The organism is Fontisphaera persica, from assembly GCF_024832785.1.
Taxonomy (GTDB): Bacteria; Verrucomicrobiota; Verrucomicrobiia; order Limisphaerales; family Fontisphaeraceae; genus Fontisphaera; species Fontisphaera persica.
The window spans coordinates 3,189,199-3,215,953 of the sequence record NZ_CP116615.1 but is presented as its reverse complement, the minus strand read 5'-3'; the positions used below and the strand labels follow the sequence as shown (position 1 = coordinate 3,215,953).

Annotated in this window: 20 protein-coding genes; 4 read left to right on the top strand and 16 right to left on the bottom strand. The window is 62.1% G+C overall.

Annotation, left to right across the window (positions count from 1 at the left end):
• Window positions 1–55: 55 nt before the first annotated feature.
• The 3 genes from NXS98_RS11990 to NXS98_RS11980 all read right to left on the bottom strand — a co-directional run bounded on the left by NXS98_RS11990 (window position 56) and on the right by NXS98_RS11980 (window position 2,980).
• On the bottom strand, window positions 56–403 hold the full coding sequence (locus NXS98_RS11990) for a c-type cytochrome (protein WP_283845232.1): 348 nt from the start codon (window positions 401–403) through the stop codon (window positions 56–58).
• A 166-nt stretch (window positions 404–569) separates the two neighbouring features.
• Window positions 570–1,478 carry a sugar phosphate isomerase/epimerase family protein gene (locus NXS98_RS11985; RefSeq protein ID WP_283845231.1) on the bottom strand — a complete coding sequence of 303 codons (909 nt, stop codon included), beginning with the start codon at window positions 1,476–1,478 and terminating at the stop codon, window positions 570–572.
• 239 nt (window positions 1,479–1,717) lie between these two features.
• Window positions 1,718–2,980 (bottom strand): outer membrane beta-barrel protein, encoded by a 1,263-nt coding sequence (locus NXS98_RS11980; RefSeq protein WP_283845230.1) that lies wholly within the window; start codon window positions 2,978–2,980, stop codon window positions 1,718–1,720.
• Window positions 2,981–3,557: 577 nt separating this feature from the next.
• Between NXS98_RS11980 and NXS98_RS11975 the strand changes: the two genes are divergently transcribed.
• Window positions 3,558–4,154 carry an NAD(P)H-dependent oxidoreductase gene (locus tag NXS98_RS11975; protein ID WP_283845229.1) on the top strand — a complete coding sequence of 199 codons (597 nt, stop codon included), beginning with the start codon at window positions 3,558–3,560 and terminating at the stop codon, window positions 4,152–4,154.
• A gap of 117 nt (window positions 4,155–4,271) precedes the next feature.
• Here NXS98_RS11975 and NXS98_RS11970 read toward each other — a convergent pair whose 3' ends face one another.
• From NXS98_RS11970 to NXS98_RS11945, 6 genes are all read right to left on the bottom strand, one after another.
• Window positions 4,272–6,743, bottom strand: coding sequence for an alpha-L-arabinofuranosidase family protein (locus NXS98_RS11970; RefSeq protein WP_283845228.1), 2,472 nt, complete (start codon window positions 6,741–6,743; stop codon window positions 4,272–4,274).
• Window positions 6,744–6,877: 134 nt separating this feature from the next.
• Window positions 6,878–9,304 carry a glycoside hydrolase family 127 protein gene (locus tag NXS98_RS11965; protein ID WP_283845227.1) on the bottom strand — a complete coding sequence of 809 codons (2,427 nt, stop codon included), beginning with the start codon at window positions 9,302–9,304 and terminating at the stop codon, window positions 6,878–6,880.
• A gap of 127 nt (window positions 9,305–9,431) precedes the next feature.
• Entirely contained in the window at window positions 9,432–10,628 is a 1,197-nt protein-coding gene (locus NXS98_RS11960) for an AraC family transcriptional regulator (RefSeq protein ID WP_283845226.1), read from the bottom strand.
• A 386-nt stretch (window positions 10,629–11,014) separates the two neighbouring features.
• Window positions 11,015–11,227, bottom strand: a complete 213-nt coding sequence (locus NXS98_RS11955; protein WP_283845225.1) for a hypothetical protein — start codon at window positions 11,225–11,227, stop codon at window positions 11,015–11,017.
• A gap of 60 nt (window positions 11,228–11,287) precedes the next feature.
• Window positions 11,288–11,938: a hypothetical protein gene (locus NXS98_RS11950; RefSeq protein WP_283845222.1), complete on the bottom strand. Its 651-nt coding sequence runs from the start codon at window positions 11,936–11,938 to the stop codon at window positions 11,288–11,290.
• A 74-nt stretch (window positions 11,939–12,012) separates the two neighbouring features.
• Window positions 12,013–12,969, bottom strand: a complete 957-nt coding sequence (locus NXS98_RS11945) for a glycoside hydrolase family 43 protein (protein ID WP_283845221.1) — start codon at window positions 12,967–12,969, stop codon at window positions 12,013–12,015.
• A gap of 322 nt (window positions 12,970–13,291) precedes the next feature.
• Between NXS98_RS11945 and NXS98_RS11940 the strand changes: the two genes are divergently transcribed.
• Window positions 13,292–14,947: a CotH kinase family protein gene (locus NXS98_RS11940; RefSeq protein WP_283845220.1), complete on the top strand. Its 1,656-nt coding sequence runs from the start codon at window positions 13,292–13,294 to the stop codon at window positions 14,945–14,947.
• A gap of 327 nt (window positions 14,948–15,274) precedes the next feature.
• On the opposite strand, the gene NXS98_RS11935 is transcribed toward NXS98_RS11940, so the two are convergent.
• Together NXS98_RS11935 and NXS98_RS11930 are read right to left on the bottom strand one after the other, a co-directional pair.
• Complete coding sequence (locus tag NXS98_RS11935) at window positions 15,275–15,487, bottom strand: hypothetical protein (protein WP_283845219.1); 213 nt, start codon at window positions 15,485–15,487, stop codon at window positions 15,275–15,277.
• 20 nt (window positions 15,488–15,507) lie between these two features.
• Window positions 15,508–15,894, bottom strand: coding sequence for a hypothetical protein (locus tag NXS98_RS11930; RefSeq protein ID WP_283845218.1), 387 nt, complete (start codon window positions 15,892–15,894; stop codon window positions 15,508–15,510).
• Window positions 15,895–16,236: 342 nt separating this feature from the next.
• Between NXS98_RS11930 and NXS98_RS11925 the strand changes: the two genes are divergently transcribed.
• Window positions 16,237–16,641 carry an Hsp15 family ribosome-associated heat shock protein gene (locus NXS98_RS11925; RefSeq protein ID WP_283845217.1) on the top strand — a complete coding sequence of 135 codons (405 nt, stop codon included), beginning with the start codon at window positions 16,237–16,239 and terminating at the stop codon, window positions 16,639–16,641.
• 123 nt (window positions 16,642–16,764) lie between these two features.
• Window positions 16,765–17,796, top strand: coding sequence for an alpha/beta hydrolase family protein (locus NXS98_RS11920; RefSeq protein WP_283845216.1), 1,032 nt, complete (start codon window positions 16,765–16,767; stop codon window positions 17,794–17,796).
• Window positions 17,797–17,826: 30 nt separating this feature from the next.
• Here the strand turns inward: NXS98_RS11920 and gluQRS are convergent, their stop codons facing one another.
• From gluQRS to NXS98_RS11895, 5 genes are all read right to left on the bottom strand, one after another.
• A complete protein-coding gene (gene gluQRS, locus NXS98_RS11915; protein WP_283845215.1) occupies window positions 17,827–18,732 on the bottom strand; it encodes a tRNA glutamyl-Q(34) synthetase GluQRS in 906 nt (301 codons plus the stop codon).
• The gene (locus NXS98_RS11910) at window positions 18,729–22,157 is read right to left on the bottom strand and encodes a PD-(D/E)XK nuclease family protein (RefSeq protein ID WP_283845213.1); all 3,429 of its coding nucleotides are present in this window, start codon (window positions 22,155–22,157) and stop codon (window positions 18,729–18,731) included. Before NXS98_RS11910 ends, gluQRS begins: the two co-directional genes overlap by 4 nt.
• 7 nt (window positions 22,158–22,164) lie before the next feature.
• The gene (locus NXS98_RS11905) at window positions 22,165–23,733 is read right to left on the bottom strand and encodes an alkaline phosphatase D family protein (protein WP_283845212.1); all 1,569 of its coding nucleotides are present in this window, start codon (window positions 23,731–23,733) and stop codon (window positions 22,165–22,167) included.
• A 31-nt stretch (window positions 23,734–23,764) separates the two neighbouring features.
• Window positions 23,765–24,904 (bottom strand): bacteriohopanetetrol glucosamine biosynthesis glycosyltransferase HpnI, encoded by a 1,140-nt coding sequence (gene hpnI / locus NXS98_RS11900; RefSeq protein ID WP_283845211.1) that lies wholly within the window; start codon window positions 24,902–24,904, stop codon window positions 23,765–23,767.
• 135 nt (window positions 24,905–25,039) lie between these two features.
• Window positions 25,040–26,671, bottom strand: coding sequence for a glucose-6-phosphate isomerase (locus NXS98_RS11895; RefSeq protein WP_283845210.1), 1,632 nt, complete (start codon window positions 26,669–26,671; stop codon window positions 25,040–25,042).
• Window positions 26,672–26,755 lie beyond the last annotated feature (84 nt).

The window sequence follows — 26,755 nt, the reverse complement described above, 5'->3', positions numbered from 1 at the left end:
TCCCCGGTGGAAATGGGGAAGCCACTTTCCCCTGCCACCGCGCTGCGGTCCCTGCTTACTTGCGCAGGCGCAGCACGTGCTGCACGAGCGCCTGCACTTCCTCTTGCTTCAGGCTTTCCTTGAAGGCGGGCATGACCTGACGCGCGCCTTCCTGGCGGCCTTCCAGGATTTGCCGCTCAATTTCAGCCGCGGAGATGCGGCTTTGGGTTAAATCGCGCACGCCCAGCAGGCGAGCGATTTTGGCGTTGGGTTTGCCCTTGGGTCCGTGACAGGGAGCGCAATTTTTTACGAATAAAGTGGCGCCATCGGCAAGGGCGTGAGAGCCGGCGAGCAGCAGCGCCAGCGCCGCCGCACCCCACCGGCCGGCGGGCGGGCCTGAGTTGTCATGGCTGCGGCAACGCATGGCCCTAACTTAGCGCAATTTTTCCGCCTCGCAGGGGAAATAATGGCAACACGCCAAAGGCAGGTCATTGTTCCGGCCAAACCCTTTACCGCGCCGGACTCAGGACGCCTGGGGGCTGTCCGCGGAAGTTGTTTATCGCCTGGCCTTCAGTCCGGGTTGGGCTGGGTCAAGCGCTCCCCACACACGCCTTCATTTTGACCAGACCGGTGCGGGCCGCATCGAGGGCGGGGAGCTTGTAGTACTCGTTATTGAACAGCTCCAGCGACAACACCGGCCGGCTGCCGTTGGCCAGGAAATGCCCAAAAATCTCCTTCATAGGCGCCAGACCATCCCCGGGCCAGATGCGGTCGCTGTCGCGCAAAGATTCCCGCGGCGGGGTGGCAGGGTAATCATTCATGTGAAACACGCGCAGGGAGGTGGGACCAAGGACCCGCAGCGAGGCAAAGTCGGAGCCGCCCCGATAGATATGATACACGTCCGCCAGCAGGCAGGCATCGGGATGCGCGGCCTTGGTGATGACATAGGTGGCATCGGCCAGGTTGTTGAGGTTGGCGGAGGCGCCCCAGATTTCGAGCATGGGGGTGACCTGCATCTGGCGGCCCAGCTCCAGCACGGCGCGGTAACGCTCGGCCAGCCGGTCCAACTCGATTTTGACTTCCTTGCCGTAAATGCCTGCAGGTGGAGCGGCAATGTGCGGCGCGCCCAGTTGGGCCATGAGGTCCATTTCCCGCTTGAGCTGCTCCATGGCCCGGGCGCGGCGAGCGTCGTCATTCACGGCCCATTCCGGGAAGCCAATGCCGCTGATGACCTTGAGTCCCTGGTCCTCGGCCCGTCGGCGCAAATCTTTGAGGCTGTTGCTTTCCGCGTATTTGGCTACGTCCCCCAGCCAAGGCTCGATGTAGTCGTAACCGGCCTTGGCGGCCACGTCGAATTGCTCCGGCAGCGGCAGTTTCTGGCCGCGAATGGTGGCCGTATTGAGGCTGAATTTGAAACCACCCGCCGGGGCCGTTTGTGCCCCGAGTGGCGCCGTGCTGCCGAGGGTTAGGATGCCCGCCAGGGCACCAGCGGCACCCATAAATTCTCTGCGGTTTACCGGGTTGGACATAGCTTTATTTCGTCAGGTTTATGCGCGCCGCAATATACCTTCTGCCTGGCCGTCTTGCATTAAAAAACGCCGGCGTTTTGAATCTTCATCCGGACTTTAGGCATAAGTCAGATTCGTCCCATTGGACGGATTAGGCCGTCCTTTTTCGCGGCAAACAAAAACCCCCGCTGGTTTTTCGTCCAGCGGGGGTTGGGTCAAGCTGCTATAGCTTAGAACCGGTAGATGACGTTCAACGCCAACAGGTAGTTGTTGTTGTCGTCGAAGCCAAACGGACCAGGGGTGCTGGCCGAGGACTTCTGACCGGTCAACTCGTGGTCCCAGCGGAACTCCAAGCGGGTGATCACGTTTTCCCACAGTTTGTAATCCACCGTGCCGGTGATGCCCAGCAGTTGGTTCTTGGGATCGCTCTCGCCACCACCGATGAAGTACCACGTGCCAGCGGTGCCCTTGGCATAGTCCACGCGGGCCGCCAGGTTCAGCTTCTCCGTGGCCTGGTACATCAGGTAACCGGCGATGGTGTAAGCATGGGTGCCAGGCACATAAGCCGGGGAGGTAATGTCACCCTTGTGGCTGGTCATGCGGTAGTCATAAGCCGCGCCCAGCTTCAGGCCTTCCAGCGGGGTGTTCATCACGCCGCCCACATACACCCAGGTGGTGTCACTGACACCGCCCGCCAGACCATTCACCACGCCCGCGTTCAGGGTGGAGCCGGCCAGGAAGCCGAGGCTCTCCGGAGCGGTCAGGGTGAGGCTGGCCAGGTAGGTCTTCTCCGTCTCGGACACAATCTGCCCAGGAGGCAAACCCGCACGGGCCGGACGAGCATTGATGCCCGTAGCCGCCGTGTTGGCCACGCCCGCGCTCAGGGCGACCATCTCATTGAACCGATAGCTCACCGTCGCGCCGGTGTGCTGGGTCGGCTGAATTTCCCAACCATAGGAGCGGGTCCAGTGGGGGTTCTTGTAGGCTTCAAAGGATTCAAAGCCCACCACGGTGTCGAAGGTGCCGAGCTTGAAGTCCAAGCCATTGCCCACCGGGGCGCGCAGGACGATGTACGCCTGCTTCAAACCAAAATCAGACACGCCAAACGAGTTCACCGAGGGGTTCCAGCCCACGATGTCGGGACCATAAACCATGTCCACCCGGTAACCCGCGGACCATTCGGCTTCATCCAGCGGCTTCTCAAGGGTCAACCCCACGGCGTTGAGGTTGAAGATGTCCGCCTTGTTCTGGTAGGCAGCCGCGGTCGCCGGATTGGCGTTCACCGCGCCAGGCACCAGCCAGCCCGTGCCAGCGCCCGCCTTGCTGGTGTTATTGCCAAACCGCCATACCGCAGCGGTATCCACATAACCGCTGATGCTGGTAGAGGACAGCGCCGTCATCACGGGGTTGTCCCGCTCTTCGGCTTGCACTGCACTTGCCAGGCTGACCACGCCGATGGCGGCCAGACCCAGGGTCCATTTGTTAAACTTCATGTGTTCCTCCGGATTACATTGTTGCGTTTTATGCGTTGTACCGCGGGCAAATCCCGTTTGCCCCAACACACCAATCGGTGCACGTGACAAGAGGTTAGGCAAAGGCCAAAAGTTTGGCAACATTTTTTTTGCGGTTTTTTGGAGGCCATCAAAACATACTATAACCTATTGATAATCAGCATTTTATGAAAATATAATATTCCTTGCCGCCGCCCCTCCACCCCTAAAAAATCGCGAAAAATGCCCAAAAAATGAAGGTTTTTGCCCAGACAAAAATTGCATGCTGCGAAAAAATCACGTAAATCAAAGGTAAATCTACAGCATAAGCGCAGCTTTATTGGCTTATTAATAATCTGTATGTCCCGCCTTCCCTTCACGAGGGCGAGGGAAAGTCGCCTCGACCTTTCATTCACAGGGTGAATAGGCTGCACTTGCCCAAGCCGGCCAAGGGCTGAGATTTGGATTAGGAAGGGTAATAGAATCTTGTCAGCAGACGGTAAAAACTCATAATCCACGCCGCCGGACCACGGCCGGTCATGCCAGCCGGGCTGGCGGAATGAACGGTGAATCCATTGACATGAAGATACCATTGATTTTAGGGCATCCGAATCCGGGCAGTTTTAATCATGCCCTGGCGGCGGCGGCACGGGAGACGGTGGCGGCCCGGGGGCATGAATGTCTCTATCATGATTTATATCAGGAGCGGTTCGACCCGGTCATGGGCGCCGATGAAATCCCCCGCGGCGCAGTCATTCCCCCTCCGGTGGAGCGCTACGCGGCGGAGCTGGAGCAGGCGGGGGGAATGATTATCGTCCATCCGAATTGGTGGTGCCAGCCGCCCGCCATTCTTAAAGGCTGGGTGGACCGGGTGTTACGCCCGGGCCGGGCGTATAACTTTGTGCCCGACGGCAAGGGCGGCGGCAAGGCGGTGGGGCTGCTGAAGTTGCAGGCCGTGCTGGTCATTACCACCGCCAACAACCCGCAGGAGCGGGAGGTGGAGCTGTATGGCGACCCGCTGGAGGTGTTCTGGAAAAAAGTGGTGTTTGGCATCTGCGGCATTCCCAACGTGCGTCGCCTGATATTTGCGCCGGTCATCACCAGCAGCCCTGAGCAACGGGCTGCCTGGCTGGAGGAAACCCGGCGCACCGTGGCGGAGGTCTTTGGGGGCGGGTAACGTTTGCCACTCCTCTCCAACCTCGTGAGCAACGTCCCCTGAGCCAGCGCAACGGGGAGGCCGCGCGGAGGATGCGCTGGCCAAGGCACGTTTGCCGTGGGTGGCGTGGCGCGGTGCTCACCGAAATGTCATTACGGTGACGGAATGGGGGGCAAAAACCCACCGCAGGGGCTGGCCGCTCGCGGCATACCGCCAGGACTTCATTTGCGGCGTTATTTGCCGCGGCGCTGCGGCCGTGTTGCGGGCATCCAGCGGGCCGGTCAATTCTTCCACCAGGGCGGTGGGTTGGGCGGGTTTGAAATTGGCCCAAACCAAATGTGCCGGCACCTCGCGGTCGCTCCCATTCACAATGTACAAAACCAGGTTTTTCCCGTTCTCGCTCACCGCCGCCGTAACGTTCAGGGCATCCCCCGCGCCTTGCACTTGGGCGCGCACCGCCCAGGGTTGATAATGGTGGGCAAAGAAGCGGGTGACATACCCAGGCGGTTGCAGCCAGACCTGCGCGGGATTCAGAAATAACAGCCCCTGGTCCCAGCCGTTGTCATTCTGGCCGTCCGGTTGCAGGCAGTTGGCGGAGCAGACCACGGGCACGCGGCCGTCGCGTTGAAAACGCTGGATGGCCAGCGCATTGGCCAGGGCGCGACGCTGGGCGTGGTTATTGGCGTTCAACTCAAAGATGGCCAGCCGGAACCGCGCGCCGGGCACCATTTTTTCCAGGGCATCGCGGAAGCTCAGCGCGCCTTCCAGAGAAGCGGTGGGGCGTGGACCGTCGGTCCAGACATGCACATCAAACCACACCTCGCGCTGATGCTGGCGCGCCAGCTCCAGGATTTGGCGCTGGGCGTTCAAGGTGGTGATACGGGAGGCGGCCCCGCGAACCGCCTGCGGCTGGGTGATGACCTCGTCATACTGGAAGTCGCCCACCACCAGAATGATTTCCGGGTCACGCGCCCAAATGACTTCGGCCAGGGCTTTGAATTTGGCAAAGTAGGCTTCATCCACGCGCTCTTCGTTGCCCAGTTGCAAGTGTTTCAAACGATATGGCGCGCGATGGCCGTCGGCCGCGCGGCGCCGGCCCCAGGGCGTCTCCGGCGAGCCGTTGACGTACTCGATGAAATCCGCCATGTCCTGCGGGGATTCGCCCATGTTCACCGCCGGGATGGCCAGGAAGCCGGCGGCTTCGCAAAAGTTGAGGAAATCGAAAATGCCCCAGCCGTTGGAGGAGTGGGGATACCACCAACCTCGGTAAGGGGGGCGCTGCTCGCGGGGGCCAATCATTTTTTTCCAGCGATACTCCGGCGCGTTGACCATGCAGCCGCCGTAGCGCAAGACGGTCAGGCCCTGGGCGATGAGGGCCTCGGCGACATCGCGGCGGACGGGCAGGCCCTTGAAGCGTCCCCAGGCGCCGGGCTGCAAAAAGGCATAGCCCACTGTCAATGTGCCGGGCTGTTTCAATTTGAGCGCAAAGCGCGCGGTGGTGTCGGTGGCATTGGGCGTGAGTTTGAAATCCAGACGCTGCCAATCCCCGGCGGGAGCCGTCAGCCGCCGCTCGGCGTAGATTTGAGCGCCGTCCCGGCTTTCCAGGGCCACGTAAAATGCGGTGGGCGCAGGGGCGCGCACCACCACAAAACCCTCGTACACCTTGCCGCGCTGAACGTGCAGGCCCTGGCGGTTCAGCCCTTGATTCTCAATACCGATTTCCCCCTGCCCGCTGGTGAAGGTGAGGCGCTGGCTTTGAGGGCCGGAAAAGGGATTTTGGGTTTCGAGGCCAAACTCACCTTTCACCTCGCCCCGGCGCAGCGGGCGCCACATGCCGCTGACGCCGCGCCCCCACTGCGTGGCATCGGCATACGCCAGCTCCACCTGGCGGGTGGCGCCGCCGGTGGTGAGGCGGAGGTTGCGGTAACGCGCCTCGCGCTGCCACGTGCGCAGTCCCACCACCCCCGGCCCCAGCGGGTGCTGGGTGTCTTCAAAGCGGATGATAGTGCGGTCATTGACAAGCACCTCCAGCGCCGCGCCCTGCAGGCGCACCGTAAGCTGGTTCCATTGGCCAACCTGCACTTCACAAGGCACATTCCGGATTGGCTCCCAATTTTGCCGATGCCGCCCCAGCACCAGCCGGCCGGCAGGTTCGAGCGCAATTTCATAACCGGTGAAGCGGTCGGCTCCCACCCCTGGCTGGCTGACCTTGACAATCAAACCGGCGTTGCCGGGGCCGCGGTCGGGAAAAAATATTTCCACGCTGACCTCGCCCTCATTCATGGGCGGCATGTCGCACAAGAGCTTGGGCCCATCCCCGGCGGGGGCATGCAGCACGCCGTCCTGCACGGTCCAATTTCCACCGTAGGCGGTCATGCCACGCAGGGGCAGCGGCAGCGGCGGCTCGGCAAAGCTCTCGCCAAAAATCATCTGGCTGTCCAGCCCCCCGTACACCTCATGATTCACATCCTCCAAACATGCGCCGGTAAGGTAGGGAGAAATGCGATGGGCGCGGGCGGCGGCGTCCACCGTGATGACGGCCTCCTGAGCGTTCACCGCGGCGGCAATCAACGCCACAAAACCGCCAAGCATCCACACGCCGGGTTTCATGTCACAAGAAGAAGGGGGTTGGGATTTCATTGGTTCGTCCCGCCGGTTGGCGGGGGGTGCATAGGTTTCAGGAGAGTTGTGGGGCTGGGAGAGGGCTGAGGCCATGGTTGATTGAGCAAGGCATTCCTCCTTGGTTACTGAACGCGCCATTCCAAAATGCCGCCAGACCAGCCCGGCTGCAGTTGGACTTCCAACCGCAATGCCGTGGTGGCCACCGGCTCGAAAGTCACCCGGTTAAACCGGTCCATCTCCGTGCCGCAGGCCGAGGCGCCGCGCACCGGCCGCCATTCCTGGCCGTCACGATAGAGCAAGCGCCACGTTTGCGGGACGCGGCAATGGGCGTTGATGCGCCGTTCGTCCCACCAATAGACCTCCACCGCCTGCACCCGGGTGGGCGCCGCAAAGTCATACTGCACCCACTCGGTGGTGCCGCGATGGTCCCACCAGGTAAAGCGCGGGATTTTGGCATCGTCCGAAGCCGACGGTTCCACCTGGTCATTCAGCGCCGCCACCGTGTCCCTTGCAAAACAATGGGAGGCTGAGGGTTGGGCGCGGCTGGCCACAGTGGGGCGGGGCAGCGGCTCGGCCACCAAGGGCGTCTCGGCCAGCCAGACGCGCATTTCCGAGGGTTGGCGGTTGGCGTGAGCGAAATAGGGAATGGCCATAAAAGTCGTGTTGGACAGCCCTGGCGCGCGGGATGAGGGAAGGTAAAGCGTGTCAGGCCACTCGGCCCGATGCACGGCTTGCGCGTCGCCGTGGATGACGGTCACCCCGCCCAGCAGCGCCGGTTGATGCTCCGCGCGCAGGATGGTTGTGGGCGGAATCACCAGATGCCGCACCTGGCCCCCGTGGTCCACGCCTTCAAGGCAGTAAACCAAAGGCCCGCGCTGCAATGCCACGCGCCCACGGTTGGCCTCCACCTTGGGGTGGGCCTTGATGCGCGCGGGCGGCATGGGGAGGGAAAGCTCCACGACATCGCCGCGCCGCCAGGGGCGCTGCAGCCGCGCATAACCCCGCACGGGCTCAAAGGAAGAGAGGACCCGCCCGTTCAGCCGTAGGCGCGGCTGCTCACACCAAGCCGGCAGGCGCACATATAAAACAAAATCCACCGGGCGCTCAGGCGTCACGGTCAGCCTGATTTCTCCGTCCCACGGATAGCGAGTTGTTTGACGCAGGTGAAGTTTGACCCCGTTCACCTGCACGGTGGCCTGGCTGCCGATGAATAAATTGACATACACTTCACCCGGCGCCTGCGCGTAAATGTAACCCGGCAGCGCGCCCATGATTTTGAGAAACATCGGCGGGCAACAGGGGCAGCCATGCCATGACCAGCGCTGGCGTTGGGGGCCGGCGGCGAGGGGGTTGTCATAAAAATAGGTGTTACCTTGGAGTGAAACGCCGGTGAGGATGGCGTTGTACAGCACCCGTTCCAGTTCATCCACATATTGCGCCTCCCCTCGGGCCAGATTCAACTGGTGATGGAAAAAGCCCGCCCCCACCGCGGCGCAGGTCTCGAGGTAGCCTTCATTGGGCAAATCATAATCGCCGCCAAAGCCTTCATGTTGCGCCACGGCGCCCAGACCGCCGGTGACATACATGCGGCGATGCACCATGTTGCTCCACAACCGCGTGGCCGCCGCCAGGTAATCTGCGCGCCCATTGGCCTGCGCGGCCGCCACCAGCCCGGCGCACAGCAAAGTGGCCCGCACGGCGTGGCCTTCGAGCGTTTCCTGCTCCAAAACGGGCCGATGGTCCTGCCCATACGCCCCAAAACTCTTCCGGCCGGTGTGATGGCCGCGATTTTCAATCCAAAACTCCACCAGTTGGAGATAGCGGCGCTCATCCACGGGCACAGTCAGGCGTGATTTCAAAGCAGGCTGCTCCAGAAACAACTCATACAACTTGACCAGCGCCTCCTCGGGCAGCGAGTGTCCCGGCACCACGTTTTGTTTGGGGGGCGGTCCCATGACCTCGGCCATGTGATTGGCAAGGCGGACGGCGGCTTCCAGCAGGCGCGTTTTGCCGGTGGCACGATAATAATGCACGGCGGCTTCCACCAGGGCGCCGGCGTTATAAACGTCGTGCTGCCAGTTGTCGTCGCCGCCGTTCAACCCCCAAGGTTGATGGGGGCGCTCCAGTTGCGTGTAAGTATTGAGATAACCTTGGGGGTGGACAGCCTGCGCCGCCACGATGCGCTCGAGGTAACCCTCGAGCCGCGCTTCCAGCGCCGCGTCCCGCTGCATCGCCAGAAAATCCGCGCTGGCGCGAATCATCTCGTAAATCAAGCCGTCGTACCAGGGCGGGCCGGCATGTTTGCCGCCGGTGCCGTCGCGGACTTTGTCAAAATTGGCCAGCGCCCCGTCCTTCTCGAACTTGGCGAAGCAATCCGGGATGGTGATTGAACGCCAGACCTTGAATTTGGGAGACCAGAAACTGTCTTCCAAGGTTACCTGGGAGAGGGGGACCGGGGTGAGACGGGCATGCGCCACTCCGGGCGCGCCCATCGCATGCACGATTCCCAACATCATCCAGAGCCCTGCGAATTTGATTGCGCGTTTCATTTGCCAATGTCACCGAGACTCAAGACCTTACCACAGCCCCGGCGGGAAGGGTTCTCATCTTTTGTCTGAATAATTCAGATATTTTCCACGCATCAGCCATGCCCGCGGCCTGCCGCGGGGGACAGCCTCAGGGATGGTCCACGCGATGGCGGCGGCGGTAGCGGGCGGGCGGCTGGCCGTAAAACCGCCGGAAGAGATTCACGAAATAGGCGGTGTTTTCCATGCCCACGGCCCCGGCAATTTGCGGCAGTTTCCAATCGGTGGTCAGGAGCAGCTCGCGAGCTTTTTGCAACTGCACGGAGCGAATTTCCACTCGCGGGGAATGACCCACGTAATAGCGAAAGACCCGCTCCAGCCACGAACGCGAGCAATTCACATGGCGCAGCACATCCCGCACCCGGATGCCCTGGCAGGCATTTTGGCGGATGAACTCCATGGCCCGGGCCACCACCGGCTCCGCAAAGGCATAAACATCGGTGGAGCGGCGCGTCACCAGACCCTGGGGCGGCAGCAGGAGCGGCCGGGCGGGCGCAGGTTTGCCCGCCATCAAGCGGTCCAGCAAAGCTGCCGCTTCATAGCCTATGCGTTCGGCATCGGGCACCACGCTGGAGAGCGGCGGCTCGCACAGCTCGCAAAAGGTTTCCGCGTTGTCCACGCCCACCACGGCGACCTGCCGGGGCACGTCCAGCCCGAGTTGGCGGCAGGCGTCGAGGACGTGCTGGGCGCGGACATCATTGCAGGCCATGATGCCCACCGGCAGGGGCAGAGTTTGCAGCCACAACGCAATCCGGTTGCGCTCCTCCTCATAAGGCCGCTCGCGCAAGGACATCCACCGCGTTTCCAGCACGTGCTCCAGCTTCAATTTGTCGCCGGCCACTTCCGCAAATCCCTGGCGCCGCTGGAAAGACCACGTCTCACCCAAAAAACCGCAAAAAGCCAGATGCGAAAAACCTCGCTGCAAAAGATGCTCGGCGGCCAGCCGCCCGATGGCCGGCATGTCCGAAGCCACGCGCGGCAAACCCAAATCCACGTATTGGTCATTCAAATCCACCACCGGCACCCGGCGCTGGCGGAAAATCTCCGCCCATTCCGGCGTGGTGGAGCGGCAGATGATGCCATCGCCCGGCCAGGTTGCCAGCCAGTCGGGCGGCGGCGCGCGCAGCTCGCGTTCATCCAGAAACACAGACCAGCCGGGATATTGCCGCAAGTACCGCGCAATGCCGCTCAGAATCTGGCGGCCATAGACCACCGAAGTTTCGACAATCAAGGCCACCTGGCGGCGGCGTTCCTTTTCCAGCGCAGCAATGTTTACGGCTGTTTCCATGCGGCTTTCTCCCACCTTGGCGCGAGGGCGCATGGTTCATGAGCCAGCCACCCTGCTGGCGGGGGAGGATATTTTTCAAGCATACCAGAAAAGCAAAAGCCAGAGTTAAATGGACCTCGGTTAAGCCAAAACCATGTAACTCTGGCTTGTGGGGTTAAAGGTTTGGGTTATTTCTTCTTCTTGGCGGCTGCCTTCTTCTTGGCAGGCGCTTTCTTCGCCTTCTTATCGGCCATCGTGTTTCACCTCCTTTCTGGGCAGAAATGCACCGGGAGAGAGAGGAGAGAAAATCACGCTTCCTTGAATGCCAACGGAGGAACCAGAAGAGACAAACCATCCTGCGCTCTGTGACATGTGCCGCACAGACTGCTGATGGTGTGCCATGCCATTTATATGACATGCTTGAGCGCTTTCGTCAACTGTCGTTCAAAAAAATCTGCAATATTTTTTTCGTTGCGCTGCCCGGAATCATCCTGACGCGTGTGCCGTGTAGCGCGTGGTGTCAGGATTTGCTGCGTCGGCCGCCGCGCGTTGAATGGCTGCGCTGGCTTTGCAAAAAAATCTGTGCGGCAGTCGCGTTTGCCGGGTAACAGCGAAAGCATTCGAAGATATTGCGTCGAAATTAATGGCGGCGTGCCGGCATGGACCTGTGCTGTTTTCCCTCAAAACCACTGAGACGATCGTATCCACATATCGCCTGTGAGGCGCAGCCATGCTCCCAATGCGCGCATCACACTCTGGCCGGACAACAGCGGCAGGGCCACCAGCAACACCAGCGCGTTGCCCAGGAAAATGATCACCGCGCTGAAAAAATAACCCTGCGAAGTAATATCGGTCTGCCGGGTGTGCAGCACGTGGCCGGTGAGGGTGACGTGGAAGGCATACGCCGCGCCCAGCAGCAGATGAAACCAAGGCCGCCCACCGCTCCAGTCCCACACCGCATGACCCGCCGCGTACACCAGCGCCACCAGGACGGCATATAACGGAAAAAAATACGGCGCCAGAATGATGAGGAAATTGTGCTTGGTGACCAGGACGTGCCCGCCGTGGGCGCTGGCCTTGAAGCGTTTCACCCGCCCGCCAAACAGCCATGTCCACAAGGCATGCGTCAGTTCATGGCCGAAGACGTACAGCCACATGGGCCGGGGCAGCAGCAGATAAATCACCACCCAGCAGGCCGCCCCGGCCAGCATGGGCACCCATACCGTATCCGCGCCACCCGCCGCGCGCGCCACGCGCCACAAGGCCGAGGCTGCCCCCAGGCAGAAGGGCAGCAGCAACCAGGCCGCAATGAATTTGACCCACTTGGGCACGGGGGCGGCTCCTTAAATCAAAGTGCGCAGGCAGACCGGAAGGAGGTTGAAGGGTGGTGCCAACTCATGGGAAATCATGGTTCCGCCTGCAGTCGCTCGAGCACCGCCCGCGGGACACGCAACACCGTGCCGTGGCGGTGGTCTTTGGGAAAACGCACCTTGTCCGATTCATCCGTCCACGTTTGCAAATCCGTGGACGTCACCAGGCCGTACCGGTGCTCGGTGTACCGGTCGAAATAGACAAACCATTTCCCGCCAATTTTAATCACCGTCGGCCCTTCGGCCCAGTAATTGCCGGTGATGGGGGCCGAGGCCGGCCCGTAGGGCCCGGTGGCGCGCTCGCTGAAAGCCACGCGCAAGTTTTTCGCCGGCGGATGCCGCGTTTCATCTTTGAGAATCATCACGTGCCGCGCGCCGTCCCGGAAAATCACGGCGTCAATGCAGTTGAAGCCCGGATCGTACAACAGCCGCGTGGGTGCCAGCGTCTGAAAATTTTTCGTGGTGGTGAAATAAAGCCGGTGATTGTAGCCGTCGTCCCCCGCTTTTTCCGTCTGGGGAAACCGTCCCGGAATGGTGCTCGACCAGACGATGAGCCATTCCTGCTGCGCCGTGTCGTAAAAAAGCTCGGGCGCCCACACATTGCGCGTCTGTGGCTCGTGTGCCATCACGTCCAACAACCGCTGCTCAGACCAGTGGATTAAATCTTTGGACGAGGCATAACCTGCGCCATGTTTGTTCCACGCCGTGGTCCAGACGAGGTGAAACGTGCCATCCGGCCCCTGCGCCAGCGAGGGGTCGCGCATCAATTTGCCTCCCACCTGCGGGCGCAGGAAGGACTGGTCCTTTTTCAACGCGGTCCAGGTGTAGCCGTCCTTGCTGTGCAGCAAGTGCAGGCCATCCTCCCCGTTGCGGCGGAAGGAAGTGAACAACAACTCCCCTTCCTCTTCCGCTGCCATTCCCGGACGTCCTGCCAGGATTATTACCGCCCCCAGGAGGAGGGCCGGCCATTGCCGCCAAAAAATTGTTTGCATGCCTTTGGGATGTACGCCGAAACAAAACCGCCGAAAAGCCAAATCGGTTGCGCCGCGCTCGGCGCGCGAGGCGAACGCGCTTGTGCGGGAAAGCGCTGGCCTGCATTTTTGAAGGTGGCCCCGCGTGAAACACAATGGGTTTTTTATGCTCCGGCCCCTTGTTACACGTGGGCCACAGGCGGGATGAAGGGACTGTGGCATCTGCACGTGGGGGCCACCTGCCAAAATGGGTAAATAGTTTTCGTGCCCCGGGCGCAGCAGTTTCCGGCTGACTCCGCTTGAACATAAGCTTACATTCAAGCGTCCATTCATCGTGATATCCATGCGAACCTGGCTGGGCCGCCTGGCTGTTTTGGGGTGGATTCTCGTGCTGTCCGCAGGCAGCATAGGGTCCACCGCGCCTGCGTCCGCACCTGCGTCCAAGCCGGCAACCCGGCCTCCGACGGCGCCGCTGGTGCTGGACCCGGATGAGTTGTCCCGTCCCGGCGCCAACCTGTTCACCAACGGCCCCATCCCGCGCATTCAAATCGAAATCAGCCGCGAAGCCTACGAAAGTCTCCGGCGCAATCCCCGCCAAAATGTCAGCGCCACAGTGAAAGAAGGCGGCAAAACCTACTTGAACGTGGCCCTGCATCTCAAAGGGGCGGCTGGAAGTTTTCGTCCCGTGGACAACAAACCGGGCATGATGCTCCACTTTGGCCGGCATACGCCGGACCAGCGATTCCACGGCATGCTCAAAGTCATGCTCAACAATTCGGTGCAAGACCCCAGTTATCTTAACGAGAAAATCTGCGGTTACCTTTTTCGCCTCGCCGGCGTGCCCTCACCGCGCACCGGCCATGCCATTGTGGAGCTGAACGGGCGCCTGTTGGGCATGTATGTGCTCAAGGAGGATTTTCACGATGACTTCCTCAAGCGATATTTCCGCCCCGCCACCGGCAATCTTTATGACATCAAGCCCGGGCGTGACATCAATCAGGAACTGACCCTGGACTTCGGCAATGGCCTGCCGGACAAAGCAGACCTCAAGGCCGCCGTGGCCGCCTGTCAGGAGCCCCATCCGGAAGCCCGCTGGGAGAAGCTCAAAGCCGCGGTGGACGTGGAGCGCTTTGTTTCCATGATGGCCATTGAAGCCCTGGCGGCGCATTGGGACGGTTACAGCCGCAATCGCAACAACTTCCGCATCTATGCCGAGCCGGTCACGGGCCGCCTGGTCTTTTTGCCCAACGATTTGGACCAGTTGTTTCGCGACCCGGGGCATTCCATCTTTGACCCGGGCGACAACGGGCTGGTGACCAAGTCCATCCTGCAAACTCCGCAGGCCCGCCAGTTGTTTTTGCGGCGCTCGTGTTACATTGCCACCAATATTTTTCATTATCCGGACCTCTCCAATCGTGTCGTGCAAACGGCCTTCCGGCTTAAGGAAGCGTTGCAGGCCGTCAACGATGTCCGCACTTTGCGCGAAGTCGAGGCGCGCGAGCGCGAACTGTTGCGGGCTTTGGCCGTGCGCGCCGAGACGGCCCGCAAACAAACCTTGGAATTGGCCCAGCGACAGGCGCGGTTTGACAAGGAGGGGGTGTGTCCGGTGACGCAATGGACGCCCATTTATGAGGGGGGCGCCGACCTCAAAATCCAGCGCCAGCCGCTTGCCCTTTACATCCGTGCCGGCCACGGCGGCGCGCCCGGTTTCCGCAGCCGCCTGATGTTGCCGGCAGGCCGGTACCGCTTCGAGGGTCGCCTGCGCACGGCCAATGTGCAGGCCGTCAAATCCCAATGGGGGGCCGGGGCGGGGCTATGGGTCGCAGGCAGGCCCGCGCGGGAAAAAGGGCTGGAGGGCACCGCCGATTGGCAGATGATGACGTATGATTTTGCCGTGACACTGGACTGGGAGGAAGTTGAACTGGTCTGCGAACTGCGCGCCAAGGGCGGGGAGGTATGGTTTGATGTGCCGAGCTTGCGGCTGGTCAAAAAGTTGTGAGGCGCAAAGTTGTGTTTTTCCGGCCCGGAATGGATAGCGCGAATTTTCAGCCATAATCACCGCGCCCCGTTAATCATCCTCCATCACTTGCCCTCCCACCGTCTGAAAGTCGAATGAACGTAGCCGGCGCCTGCAACCATTCTTCATGATTCATTCTGTGACTTTCGGAGAATGGTTTGCGCCGGGCTGTAAAGTTGGGAAATGGGTCCTGGGCTGCTGGTCAAGGATTGCTCTTGCACCTTGCCGTAGCGCCAATGCGGGATGGGCTTGGGAAAAGAAAAAGGCCCGGAAAACCTGGCCTTTTTACAGAGTTGAAAGTGAAACGCCTCAGGCGTTGGCCTTCTGGGCACGACGCCGACGCAGGAATTCACTCACGCCCAGCATCCCCAGCAGGGCCCCGCCCATCAACCAGCCACGCGGTTCAGGGACGACGGACATATCAAAATAACCCGTCAAACCGGCAGTTGTGCCGTAAACGTCGAAATACAGGGTGTAATTACCTGCCGGCACTATTCCAAAATCCCACTCTTTCCATGTCATGGGCGTGCCACTGAAAGTTTTCAATCCATAATGGTCGGTGCACCGCTAGCCGCAGTAAACCATCCATAAATCGGGTTTCCGCCACTCCAATAGAATGACTGAAAGATGCCTTGGTGTTGGTTGGCTGACGTGGTGGTAATTTTCACGAAGTAGTCACCACCACTATCGGGATTGTAATACGTTGACAGGCCGTAGAAAGGCGTCAAAGAACCATCCGAAGTCACCACTACAGTATTAGGTAATGGAGTACCAGTCACCACCGGCGACCCATTCGGGTAGCCACCAGACCAGTTTCGATAACGCGTCCAATCCGTGGAGTAACTACCCGTCTCAAAACTCGAATTGATGATTGCCGCTTGCACGCCGAGGGCGGCGCACAGACCGAGAGCGATGAGTATCTTTTTCATAGGTTCTACCCTTATGTTCGCTGGTTATTTCACTTTCAACGCCCTTAATTTTGCATAAAACCCCTTAAGCGTCAACCTCTTTTTACAAAATTTTTTTGGCCATTTTTCGGCCCCTCTTCATAGCGAAAATTACGCAAAAAACAGGGTGGAGTCCAGCAAAAATCCGCCCAGCCCATATTCTAGTTCACGAGGTTTTCATCGTCTCAATCTCCAGCCCCAGGCAGGGAGGGGCCTGGCTTGGCGCGGCAAGGCATTGCGTTTTGGAAAAGGGAAGCAAGGGCCCCCTGTTTCGCCAACGGCGGCTGGCCTGCGTTGTTTCTGACCTTGCTTTGTCCGGGGAAAATGCCTACCACAAGCACCATGGAAACCGGCGGCAACGTGCGGCTGGACAAATGGCTTTGGGCGGCGCGCGTGTACAAGACACGGACGCTGGCCGCCGAGGCCTGCCGCGCGGGTCACGTCAAATGCGAGGGCATGGCGCTCAAGCCCGCGCACCCCGTGCGGGTGGGGATGCATTTGACGGTGCAACAGGGGGAAATTACGCGCACCTTGCGCGTGCTGGGCTTGTTGGAGCGGCGGGTGGGAGCGGCCGTGGCCCGCCAATATGTGGAAGATTTGACCCCGCCGGAGGAGTATCAAAAACGCCATGCCGTGGAGCGCCAGCCGCTGGTGCTCTGGCCCAAGGGCATGGGACGCCCCACCAAGAAACAGCGCCGGCAGTTGCGTGGCCTGCTGCCGGACGCATGAAGGGGCGCCGCGCGGTTTTTGGGTTGCCTGGCGCAAGGGAGCATTTATCGTCGGGCCATGCAACTCCGTGGAATCGCAGCGGCCCTTTTGATTGCATGGGGCGGCCAGAATTATTTCCCGCTTATGGCACAAACCCAATCTTCCGCCGGACCACGCTGGCTGGCCGCGGCGCCGCCAGTGCCGGCCTTCAAGGCGCCCGCCACCCTCAAAACCTGGGAAAAACAGCGGCGCCAGATTCGGGCCACGGCGTGGGCGGCGCTGGGGGATTTGCCGCCCCGTCCCAAAGCGCCGGTGGCGCAAACCTTGAGCCGCGAAGACCGCGGATATTACACGCTGGAGCGCTTCAGTTTTGACAATGGCGCCGGGGACACGGTGCCCGGCTACCTGCTGCTGCCCAAGAGCGGTCCCGCCCGCAAGCCAGCCATTCTCTACTGCCACTGGCACGGCGGGCAATACGACGTGGGCAAAGAGGAGCTGTTTCGCACCAATGCCCTGCCGGAGCCGCCCGGCCCGGCCCTGGTGCGGGAGGGCTTTGTGGTGCTAGCCATAGATGCGTATTGCTTCGGGGAGCGCAATGGCCGTGGGCCCGGGGGCGCCGGCGAGCGTGGCGGCGCGGGGGAATTGTCAGCGAGCAAGTTCAATTTGTGGTATGGGCGCTCCTTGTGGGGGATGATGGTGCGGGATGATTTGATGGCGCTGGATTATTTATGCACACGCCCGGAGGTGGACGCAGCGCGGATTGGGGTCACTGGCATCAGCATGGGCGCCACGCGCACGTGGTGGATTATGGCGCTGGATGACCGGCCCAAGACCGGCGTGGCGGTGGCTTGTTTGACGCGGTACCAGGACCTCATCGCCGCCGAAGGCCTGAAATACCACGGGATTTATTACTACGTACCGGGCCTGTTGCGGCACTTTGACACCGAGGCCATTGTGGCGCTGGCCGCTCCGCGGCCGATGTTGTTCATGACCGGCGAGCAGGACGCCGGCTCGCCCGTGGCAGGCATCCGCGCGATTGACGCCGCCGTCCGGCCGGTGTACCGCCTGTACCGGGCGGAAGCGGATTTTGAGAATGAAATCATCACCGGCCTTGGCCACGTGTACACTCCGGCCATGTGGGAAAAGACGCGGCGTTGGTTCAGGGAGCGGCTCTGAAAAAGCGGCGCATGCTTTTTTGATGGCCTTTCAGGCAGGCAGCGTTTGCGCGAGCCACGCCTCCCATTCCGCCCCCCACTCCGCCGGATGGGCGCCCGCCGCGCGCAGGGCGCGCAAGCTCAGGGCATCATGGCGCTTGGCCAGGCGCGTGCCGCGTTCATCGGTCATCAATGGCACATGGAAAAACTGCGGCGGCGTCCAACCCAGGGCGTGGTACAGCAGGAGCTGGCGGGCGGTGGAAAGGAGGAGGTCCGCGCCGCGCACGACTTCGGTGATGCCCATGGCATGGTCGTCAGCCACCACCGCAAGCTGATACGCCGGCACATCATCATGGCGCCACACCACGAAGTCGCCAAAGTCGCGCCCGGCGACAAATTCCTGGGGGCCGGCAGCGCCGTCCGCAAACGTGATGCGCTCGCCGTCCGGCACGCGGAAACGCCAGTTCACCCGGCGGCCGTGGGCATCGCGATGGCGCAGGCGGGCGGGGTCGGTCACCACGATGGGTTGGGGGCGTTTTTCCGGACGGCACGTGCCGGGGTACACCGGCTCCTCCTCGCCCGCATGGGGGGCGCCCAGGGCCTGGAGCACATCTTTACGCGAGCAAACGCAGGGGTACACGCAACCACTGGAGCGCAACTGTTCAAACACAGCTACGTGCCAGGCATGGCGGCGGCTCTGGTCGTAGGGAGCATGCGGCCCGCCGCAATCCGGCCCTTCCTGCCAGTCCAGTCCCAGCCAGCGCAAATCCTCCACCATGGCGGTGACGTACTCCGGGCGGCAGCGGTCGCGGTCGAGGTCCTCGTTGCGCAAAACGAGCGTGCCCGCGTGCTGGCGGGCGCGGTGCCAGGCCACCCAAAACGTCCGCGCATGGCCCAGATGAAGGTAGCCGGTGGGGGAAGGCGCCAACCGCCCGCGATAAAGATTTACACCGCTCATGCCCCGGTTGCTTCCTCCGCTGTGTTTCCCGATTTGGGCGGCGCGGCCAGCCGCCGGAATTCATGATGCCACGGATCAAACCGGCACACTTCGCGGCAGGGACAGTACTCGCAGGCCTTCTTTTTTTTGATTTGGCAGGGGGACACCCGCATGTCCCCGCTCAGGATGCGCGAGCCAAACGCGCGCAGGTGTTGCTGATTTTGTTGCAGAAGATTCTGCCAATCCTGGCTGGCCAATACATCGGCCCCGGATGGGGTGGAGGCTCCCTTCTTAAAACCAAAGGCCACCGGCCCGGTGGCTTTGCCCTGTTTGGCCTTGGCGTCCAAGACTTCCCAGTGTGCCTGGTCGAAGCGACCGTGATGGGGAAATTGGTCGCGCGGCGAGATTTCCCCCCACGCCTTTTCACGCTGGCTAACTCCGGATTCGGAGGCGGTGAGGCTGAGGTAAAAAGCGCCCACCGGTTGCAAAGCATTGGCTTGCGCCGCCCTGGCCAGGTCGGGCAGGGAACACACCACATTCAGATAGGCCATGAGCTGAAGGTCGCAACCGTGGTGCAATTTGGTGGCGTCCATTTTTTTCTCGCTCGATTTATAATCTATGACGACCGCCAGCGGTGGTGAATCTTTTGTTGGTTGACAAACATCCACCCGGTCAATACGCCCCACCAGGCAGAGCTTGCTGCCGTCATCCAAGGGCAGACACCATGCCGGCAATTTCTGGTTGTCTTGCGGGTCCCCTTCCATGCCGAAGGCCACTTCCACCTTCCAGGGGTTCAGTTGATAGACGCTCATCCATTGCACCGCCTGCGCCACGTAAGCTTTCAAGCGCTCCACCAGCAATTCGCGGGCAAAATCATGGCGCACGTTGGCTTTCATCACGCCATACTGAAACTGCTCGGACACCTCTTGCGCCACCTGTTCCAGCAACTGTTGGGCCTCCTCGGGGGATAAATCCCGCCAGCGCCGGCCCTGCCGGACGACAGCCTGGTGGAAGGCCGCCAGCACTTGATGGAGGAAAGAACCGCGCCGTGCCGCATCCACGGCAAACAAGGGCCGCTCCTGCGCCCGCAGGACGCGCTCCACGAAATAGCGGAACGGACAGGCCGCGTAGGTTTCCAGGGCGCTGATGCTGGTAACTAATTGCTTCTTAAAAAGCTTGTCCACCACGCCGGCGCTGAGCTGCTCGTCGGGCGCATATTGTTTTAACCGGCGCACCTGAAGCGGAACCTGTGCCAGCAGCTCCTCCGGCAATGCCTGCGCCCTCACCAGCTCGGGCAGCAGCTCCGACCAATGCACGCTGTCCTTCGGCGGAAACTCGCCGGTGAATGCTTCCTCCTGGACTTGCGGAAACATCTGTTGCAGGCGCAGGTAAAACAGGGACGGATTCAGCGGCTGGCCAGCCGCCTGCGCTTCGGCGCGGCAGACCACCAGACACACCGCGGGCCGGGTGCAGGCAATGTAGCCCAAATACCTTTCCGCGCCCTGATGGACCATGGCGCCCAGGCCCAAAATGAGTTTGCCCTCGTGTTCCAACAAGGCGCGCTCTTCTTCAGAAAGCAACGCGGGCAGAGTGGGCGGCGCGGGAAACAGACCCTCGTTCATGCCCAGAATGAACAAAGTATGCAAGTCCGGCTGGCGGGAGCGGTCCACTGCGCCGACCAGCACCTGGTCCAGGGCCGGGGGAATCACGCCCACACTGAGCTGGCTGAGGCCGGATTCCAGAATGGGCAGCCACTCCGCCAGCGGCAGAGCATGGTCGCCCAGCGCCAGCTCCAGCGTATCCAGCCATTCCTCCACCGCTTCCCAGACGGTGAGATGAGCGGCGGGGGGCAAATCTCCCGCGCCGGGCGTTTGATTTTGCGCCCATTGTTGCAGGGTTTCGGCCACTTTCAAGTCGTCGAAGAATTGCCGCAGGCCGCAGGCTATCTGCTCCCCATTCACCCCGCCGGGAGAGCTGGTCAGAGTCTTGCGCAGAGCTTTGAAGGGGTCCACCAGCTTGCTTCGGCACGACTCCCACTCCGCGGCCGGGCTGGCTGCCTCCCCCCAGGACTGCAGCCACCGCTCCCCGTCCAGCCCCAGCTCCAGCACCAGATTTTCCAGCTCGTCCAGCTCCTCCGGCTCGATGGGCGCCAGGCCGGTTTTCAACGCGCCCAGCCAGTCGGCATTTTGCCAGCCATGCGCCATCACCCGCAGGGTGTAACGCGTCAACTCGGCCAGCGGGTGATGAGCCATGGACTCGCGCTGGTCCAGGAAGAAGGGAATTTCATATTGCCGGAAAATGCGCTTCAGCAGGGCGGCATGGGTTTCCAGTCGCCGCACGAGCACGGCCACTTCGCGAAAACGCCCGCCGCCGCGCACGTGGCGCACGATTTCGCGCGCGGCAAAGGTCACCTCAGCTTCCGGATGGGCGCAGGCCACCAGTCGCACCGCCGGGGTCGTCTCCGCAAACGGCGGCGGCATGAGCTCGGCCCAATGGCATTCCAGATGCGCCAATGCGGGCGCCCGGGCAAAGCGGGAGCGTTCGGTGTCCCGTTGCAACACCTCATATTGAAGGACCGCGCCCTCCAGTGCGCTCAATTGCTCGGCGCAGCGCTGGAGCGTGCGTGCCACCACGGCTTGGGGATGCCAATCCGGCAGCGCTTCAGCCGGCTTGTTGTCCACGCCTGGCTTGTTGTTCACACATTCATCCGGCTTGTTCTCCACACAAAAGGCCAGTGTCATTTGCCGGCAATGCAAGGCCAGAGCCTCCAAAAAAGTCACTTCCTGCGGCGTCAATTCCGCAAAGCCATCCATCCATAATCCGCCAATCCCCAGGGGGGTGCCTTGCTGATAGACCTGGCGCAATCGTTTTGTGGCCAGTCCCAGCAGGCCATCGGCATCCTCCAGCGCATGGTCCTCCAGCCATTGTTGAAAGGCCTGATACAACAGGGCGGTATCCTGCAGCTTGGCCGCCAGACCGGGCAGGTGCTTCAATCGGTCGGCCGCCTCGCTCAAGGTTTGCGGGGTGATTTGCTGCTGTTGCAGCTCCCGCAACCAGCGGCTCAGCTCGGCGGCAAAGCCAGGCAGTTGCGCGGTCGAGTGGAAAATGCGCAGGCTCCCCCCATGCTTTTTCAGCAGCGTCCGCAACACCATGACCCGCCCTTCCTCGGAGAGCAGCCGCGGCCTTCCCGTGCCCAGGTGGTCGAGCAGGTGGGTGGCGAGCCGCGCAAACGAAAGAATGGAAAGCCGCGTGTACCCCTGCAGCTTTCCCTCCGCCAGCAACTGGCGCTCCAACTGGAAAGTGGCCTGGCGCGGCGCCAGCAAAATCAAGGGAGGACCGGCGGGGTCGCGGAGCAATTCCTGCCGGATTTCCTCGACACAACGCCAGGTCTTGCCGCTGCCTGCCGGACCCAGCAGAAAACGAATGGACCTGTGTGGCGCAGTCATGGCGGGGTTAGGCCAATGCCGGCTCCAGGGTGGTTTTGGCCAGAGCCTGGCCGTCGCGATTGTAATGGGTCACCGTCAACCGGCCGCTGGCGCCCTCAATGTCCACCACCCCAATGAACTGCTGGTCATTGAACGGCCCGGCCTCCGGCGCGCCCGGGGCGCGCGAATTCCACTCCACTTTGGGGCCGAAAGTGTTGTCCAACTGCCCCGGCCCGTAGGTGCCGGCATGGAGCGGGCCGCTGACAAATTCCCAGAAAGAATCGAAGTCTTTGAACACCGCCCGATCCGGATGATAATGGTGGGTGATGGCATGATGCACATCGGCGGTAAGCCACACCACATTGCGGATGCGCTGTTCCTTCAAGAACCGCAACAGCTCGGCAAATTCCAACTCCCGGCCCAGCGGCGGGCCGTTGCCATTGGAGCAGTTTTCATACGTGCCGCGCGCGTCGGGGATTAACATGCCGATGGGCATGTCGTTGGCGATGATTTTCCAGGTCGCGCGGCTGGCCTGCAACGCGCGTTTGAGCCACTCCAGTTGGGCGTCCCCCAGAAAGGCGCTTTCCGCGCTGCGCTCGGTCTGGCGGTTGGGGCCGTTGGGGCCGCGGTAGGTGCGGCAGTCGAGCAGGAAAACATCGCACAACGGCCCGCGCGGGATGTGGCGGTAAATGCGCCACTCCGCGTCCGGCCGCAGGGGCACATACTCCCAGAAGGCGCGCTGGGCGCGGCGGAAAAGGCGGTCCACGTTTTTCTCGGTATAGCGTTTGTCGTCCAGAATCTGGCCCGGGTACCAGTTGTTGCGCACTTCATGGTCATCCCACTGTCCCAGGGTGGCCACCGCGGCGTGAAAGGCGCGGTAATGTTTGTCCAGCAGGTTGTACCGGTAATTGCCGCGGAATTCCTCCAGCGTTTCGGCCACCTTCTCCTTGCCCTCGGCCACGAGGTTCCGCCAGAGGCCGCCGCTCGGGAGCTTGCGCTGCGGCTCCAGCGGGTTGTCGGCATAAATCCAGTCGCCGCTGTGGATGAAAACATCCGGCTGCAGCTCCAACATCGTGCGGTACGCAATAAAGCCGCCGCGAGATTCATCAATCCCATAGCCCTGCCCGCAGGTGTCACCGGACCAGACCAGACGCACGGAGCGCCGGTCCAGCGGCGCCGTCACGAACTGGCCGCGCACCGGCTCGCTGGTGGCGCCCTCCGGGGAGACAAAGGTCACCCGATAGAAAATCCGCTGCCCGGGCGGCAGGTCGGTCAGCAGGGTTTTGGCGGTAAAATCGGTGTAGGACAGAGCCAGTGGCCCAATCACCCGGCGGGCCTGCGCCAGAGATTCCACCGTGCTCCATTCCACGTACATGCGGGCGGGGCGGTCGGTGCGGCTCCAAATGACGGCGGTGTATGGCGTCACATCGCCGCTGGCAATGCCGTGCGTGATGACCGGGCGGCCGCCCTCCAAAACCGCCGCGGCGCCGGAGCGCGCCAGCCCCGGCCCCGCCAGCACCAGCGCGCCCGTTTGCAGCACGCGGGAGACGAAAAGACGCCGGGAAAACGGGGAACGGGCGAGGGCTGTTCTTTGCATGCCGGTAACTTGCGTCGCCGGTGCAGGCGCGTCAAGTTGCAATCAAGCGGCCGTCGCGCGTGACCCGCGCCTTCTGGCCGCGCCATTCGATGGTGTTGCCGGTGAATGCCAGCAGCCACACAGCGGCCTGCAGGAAGTCTTTCACCACCACCAGGAAGTCATAAAAAAGATGCCTGCGCTGCCGGGTGAGGCGGTGTTGCAGCCAAAGACTGGCGGCGGCCCGCACGGCAATCATAAGGCAGCCGACGCCGGTCCAGGGCAAACTCCAGCCGGCCAGCATCATCAACACGGGCCACAGGGTGCCGTTGCTGAGGATGCTGAAAAAATACGGTGCCGGCTGGCAGGCACGGATGGTCCGCGCCCAGCGCAGTTGATGACGGAAGACCTGGCCCCAGCCCTGGGGGGACTCGAAACAGCTCACCACCACCGGGCACAACTCAATGCGCCAGCCGCGCTCGGCCACCCGCCGGCCCAGGTGATAATCATCGGCCAGCAAATCTTTCAGCGCCGCGAACCCGCCCGCCTCCTCCAGCGCGCGACGGCGGACGGCCATGACGGCCCCCAGCGCAAACTGCATGGGCCGCAGGGTGTTGGATTGCAGCACCTGGCTCCAGAAATCCCCATTGATGGCCACCGCCTCGCAGCGCATGGCCAGCGTGGCTGGATTGGCCAGCTCGTAGAAACAGGTCACCAGCCCGGTCTCGCGCACGTGAAACGGCGCCACGACGTTGGCCAGAAAATCCGGCGGCACGCGCACATCGGCGTCGCTGATAATCCACAAATCATGCCGCGCTTCCGGGGCAAGTTGCAGGAGCGTGGAGACTTTGGCATTGGCACCCAGGGATTCCCGGCAGATGACCAGCCGCGCATCTCGTTGGGGATGCTCCTTCAACAGCTCGCGCACCACCATTACCACCGGGTCCAGCTCCGAGGCCACCCCAAACAACACCTGCACCGGCCCGGCGTAATCCTGCTTGAGCCAGCTCTCCAGACAGGCGCGCGTCTCGCTGTCGCAGCCCTTGAGCGGTTTGAACAGCGTAACGCCAGGGGCAAAGCCCGGGCGCGCGATGCGCTGATGCAGCGGAAAGCGCCAGGCGGCCAGCCACTGCCAGAGCAGCAATACCAGGCTCAGCCCCGCCAGACCGGCGAATATCCACACCACCAGATTCATGTTCCCTTCAGGCGCCCGCGCAGCTCACTGCACACCCTGACCCGTCCGCCCGAGAAGGGAGTGGACAAGGCGAGGGGAAAAATCGCGCAGGCCGCGCAGGCGGGCGCCAGCCCTGCTTCCACCCCCCGCCCGGCCCTAATCCTTCCGTGCCTTGTTTTTGGCGGCCAGCGCATAGGCAGTTTCGGGCAGGGACGGCCCGGCTTTTTTCGTCAACCCGCGGTCGGGGTTGGCGGCGAGGTGCTCGCAAACCTTGAAAATCGTTTCGATGTGTTCCTCGGCCTGCAGGCCGCGGGCAATGGCGGCCAGCGTTTGCGGCCGACCCGGACGCCGCCCCAGGAATTGGAGGACTTTTTCCTGCAAAGCCAGGACCTGCCCAGCCGCTTTTTTGCCGGCCTCCACCCCCGGTTGATGGTAGGCGTTGAGGTTGATGAGGGAGGCATAAAGCCCCACCGCCCGCTCAAAGAGGGCAATCAGCACGCCCACCGTGAACGGTGAGACTTCCTGCAGGGTCAGCGTGATGGACTCGCGCCCATTTTCCCACAAGGCCTGGCGCGTGCCCAGCAGGAAGCCCTGGAGAAAGTCGCCGGTGGTGGCGGAGCCTTCCACGGCGATGCTTTCGCCCTGGCGGTCGCGCAACACTTCAATGAACGTGACAAAGAAGTTGTTGAGGCCGTCCCGCAATTGCTGCACATAGGCATGCTGGTCGGTGGAACCTTTGTTGCCGTACACCGTCAACCCCTGGCAGACCAGCCGGCCGTCGCGGTCCAGCTCCTTGCCCAGCGATTCCATCACCAGTTGCTGCAAATACTTGGAGAACAGCTCCAGCCGGTCTTTGTAGGGCAGCACCACCATGTCGCGCGCGCCGCGGCCCTGGCCGGCGTAATACCACATGGCCGCCAGTTGCGCCGCCGGATTGCGCGCGGTGTTGGGCTCGCGCGTGACTTCATCACACGCCTGCGCGCCGGCCAGGAGGGCGTCAATGTCCAGCCCCTGCAAGGCGGCGGGCAGCAATCCCACGGCGGACGTCACGCTGGTGCGGCCGCCCACCCAGTCCCACATCGGGAAGATGCGCAGCCAGCGCTCCTCCTGCGCCAGTTTCTCCAACTGGCTGTTCAACCCGCGGGCGGTGATGGCCACCGCATGCGCGCCAAACCGCAGTCCGGCCCGCGCATAGGCCGCGGCCGCTTCCACCATCCCGTTGCGCGTTTCCTTGGTGCCGCCGGATTTGGAAATAACCAGGCACAGGGTCTGTCCCAGCTCCATGAGCAGCGGCGCCATCACACGGTCCATGCCGTCCGGGTCGGTGTTGTCGAAGAAATAAACATTCATCTTGTCGGTCAGCGGATGCCCCAGCGCGTGGGCGATGAATTGCGGCCCCAGAGCCGAGCCGCCAATGCCGATGACCAGCAGGTTTTTGAATGGCCCCCGCTCGCCGGCCACGCGGCCCTCGTGCACGTCGCGGGCGAAGGCCTTGAGGTCGGCAATCGTCTGGGTGATTTCCCGCGCCAGCGCCCGGTGTTTTTTGGGCACCCGATGCGGGGCGCGCAGCCAGTAATGCCCCACCATGCGCTGCTCATCCGCATTGGCCAGCGCCCCCTGCTCCAGCGCCTGCATTTCCTGGTAGGCCCGCTGCAGGGCCGGCTCCAACTTGGCCAGGAAATCCGGCGAAAAGGCCATGCGGCTCAAATCCACCGCCAGGCCCAGCTCCGGGTATTCCGAGTAATATTGCTGAAACCGCTGCCACAAACTTGCTTGTTTTCCATTCATAACGTCACCCCAGCCTGCCAGAAAAATCGGCTCGCGAAAACAAAATTGCAGGCGGAAGGGGCGGCCGCGCGGGACTGGCCAGAC

What these genes read in the sequence shown, in the direction of transcription:
- NXS98_RS11990 (WP_283845232.1), bottom strand. Translation starts at nt 403, where the DNA reads ATGCGTTGCCGCAGCCATGACAACTCAGGCCCGCCCGCCGGCCGGTGG.
- NXS98_RS11985 (WP_283845231.1), bottom strand. Translation starts at nt 1,478, where the DNA reads ATGGGTGCCGCTGGTGCCCTGGCGGGCATCCTAACCCTCGGCAGCACG.
- NXS98_RS11980 (WP_283845230.1), bottom strand. Translation starts at nt 2,980, where the DNA reads ATGAAGTTTAACAAATGGACCCTGGGTCTGGCCGCCATCGGCGTGGTC.
- NXS98_RS11975 (WP_283845229.1), top strand. Translation starts at nt 3,558, where the DNA reads ATGAAGATACCATTGATTTTAGGGCATCCGAATCCGGGCAGTTTTAAT.
- NXS98_RS11970 (WP_283845228.1), bottom strand. Translation starts at nt 6,743, where the DNA reads ATGAAACCCGGCGTGTGGATGCTTGGCGGTTTTGTGGCGTTGATTGCC.
- NXS98_RS11965 (WP_283845227.1), bottom strand. Translation starts at nt 9,304, where the DNA reads ATGAAACGCGCAATCAAATTCGCAGGGCTCTGGATGATGTTGGGAATC.
- NXS98_RS11960 (WP_283845226.1), bottom strand. Translation starts at nt 10,628, where the DNA reads ATGGAAACAGCCGTAAACATTGCTGCGCTGGAAAAGGAACGCCGCCGC.
- NXS98_RS11955 (WP_283845225.1), bottom strand. Translation starts at nt 11,227, where the DNA reads ATGCTTTCGCTGTTACCCGGCAAACGCGACTGCCGCACAGATTTTTTT.
- NXS98_RS11945 (WP_283845221.1), bottom strand. Translation starts at nt 12,969, where the DNA reads ATGCAAACAATTTTTTGGCGGCAATGGCCGGCCCTCCTCCTGGGGGCG.
- NXS98_RS11940 (WP_283845220.1), top strand. Translation starts at nt 13,292, where the DNA reads ATGCGAACCTGGCTGGGCCGCCTGGCTGTTTTGGGGTGGATTCTCGTG.
- NXS98_RS11935 (WP_283845219.1), bottom strand. Translation starts at nt 15,487, where the DNA reads ATGACATGGAAAGAGTGGGATTTTGGAATAGTGCCGGCAGGTAATTAC.
- NXS98_RS11930 (WP_283845218.1), bottom strand. Translation starts at nt 15,894, where the DNA reads ATGAAAAAGATACTCATCGCTCTCGGTCTGTGCGCCGCCCTCGGCGTG.
- NXS98_RS11925 (WP_283845217.1), top strand. Translation starts at nt 16,237, where the DNA reads ATGCCTACCACAAGCACCATGGAAACCGGCGGCAACGTGCGGCTGGAC.
- NXS98_RS11920 (WP_283845216.1), top strand. Translation starts at nt 16,765, where the DNA reads ATGGCACAAACCCAATCTTCCGCCGGACCACGCTGGCTGGCCGCGGCG.
- gluQRS (WP_283845215.1), bottom strand. Translation starts at nt 18,732, where the DNA reads ATGAGCGGTGTAAATCTTTATCGCGGGCGGTTGGCGCCTTCCCCCACC.
- NXS98_RS11910 (WP_283845213.1), bottom strand. Translation starts at nt 22,157, where the DNA reads ATGACTGCGCCACACAGGTCCATTCGTTTTCTGCTGGGTCCGGCAGGC.
- NXS98_RS11905 (WP_283845212.1), bottom strand. Translation starts at nt 23,733, where the DNA reads ATGCAAAGAACAGCCCTCGCCCGTTCCCCGTTTTCCCGGCGTCTTTTC.
- hpnI (WP_283845211.1), bottom strand. Translation starts at nt 24,904, where the DNA reads ATGAATCTGGTGGTGTGGATATTCGCCGGTCTGGCGGGGCTGAGCCTG.
- NXS98_RS11895 (WP_283845210.1), bottom strand. Translation starts at nt 26,671, where the DNA reads ATGAATGGAAAACAAGCAAGTTTGTGGCAGCGGTTTCAGCAATATTAC.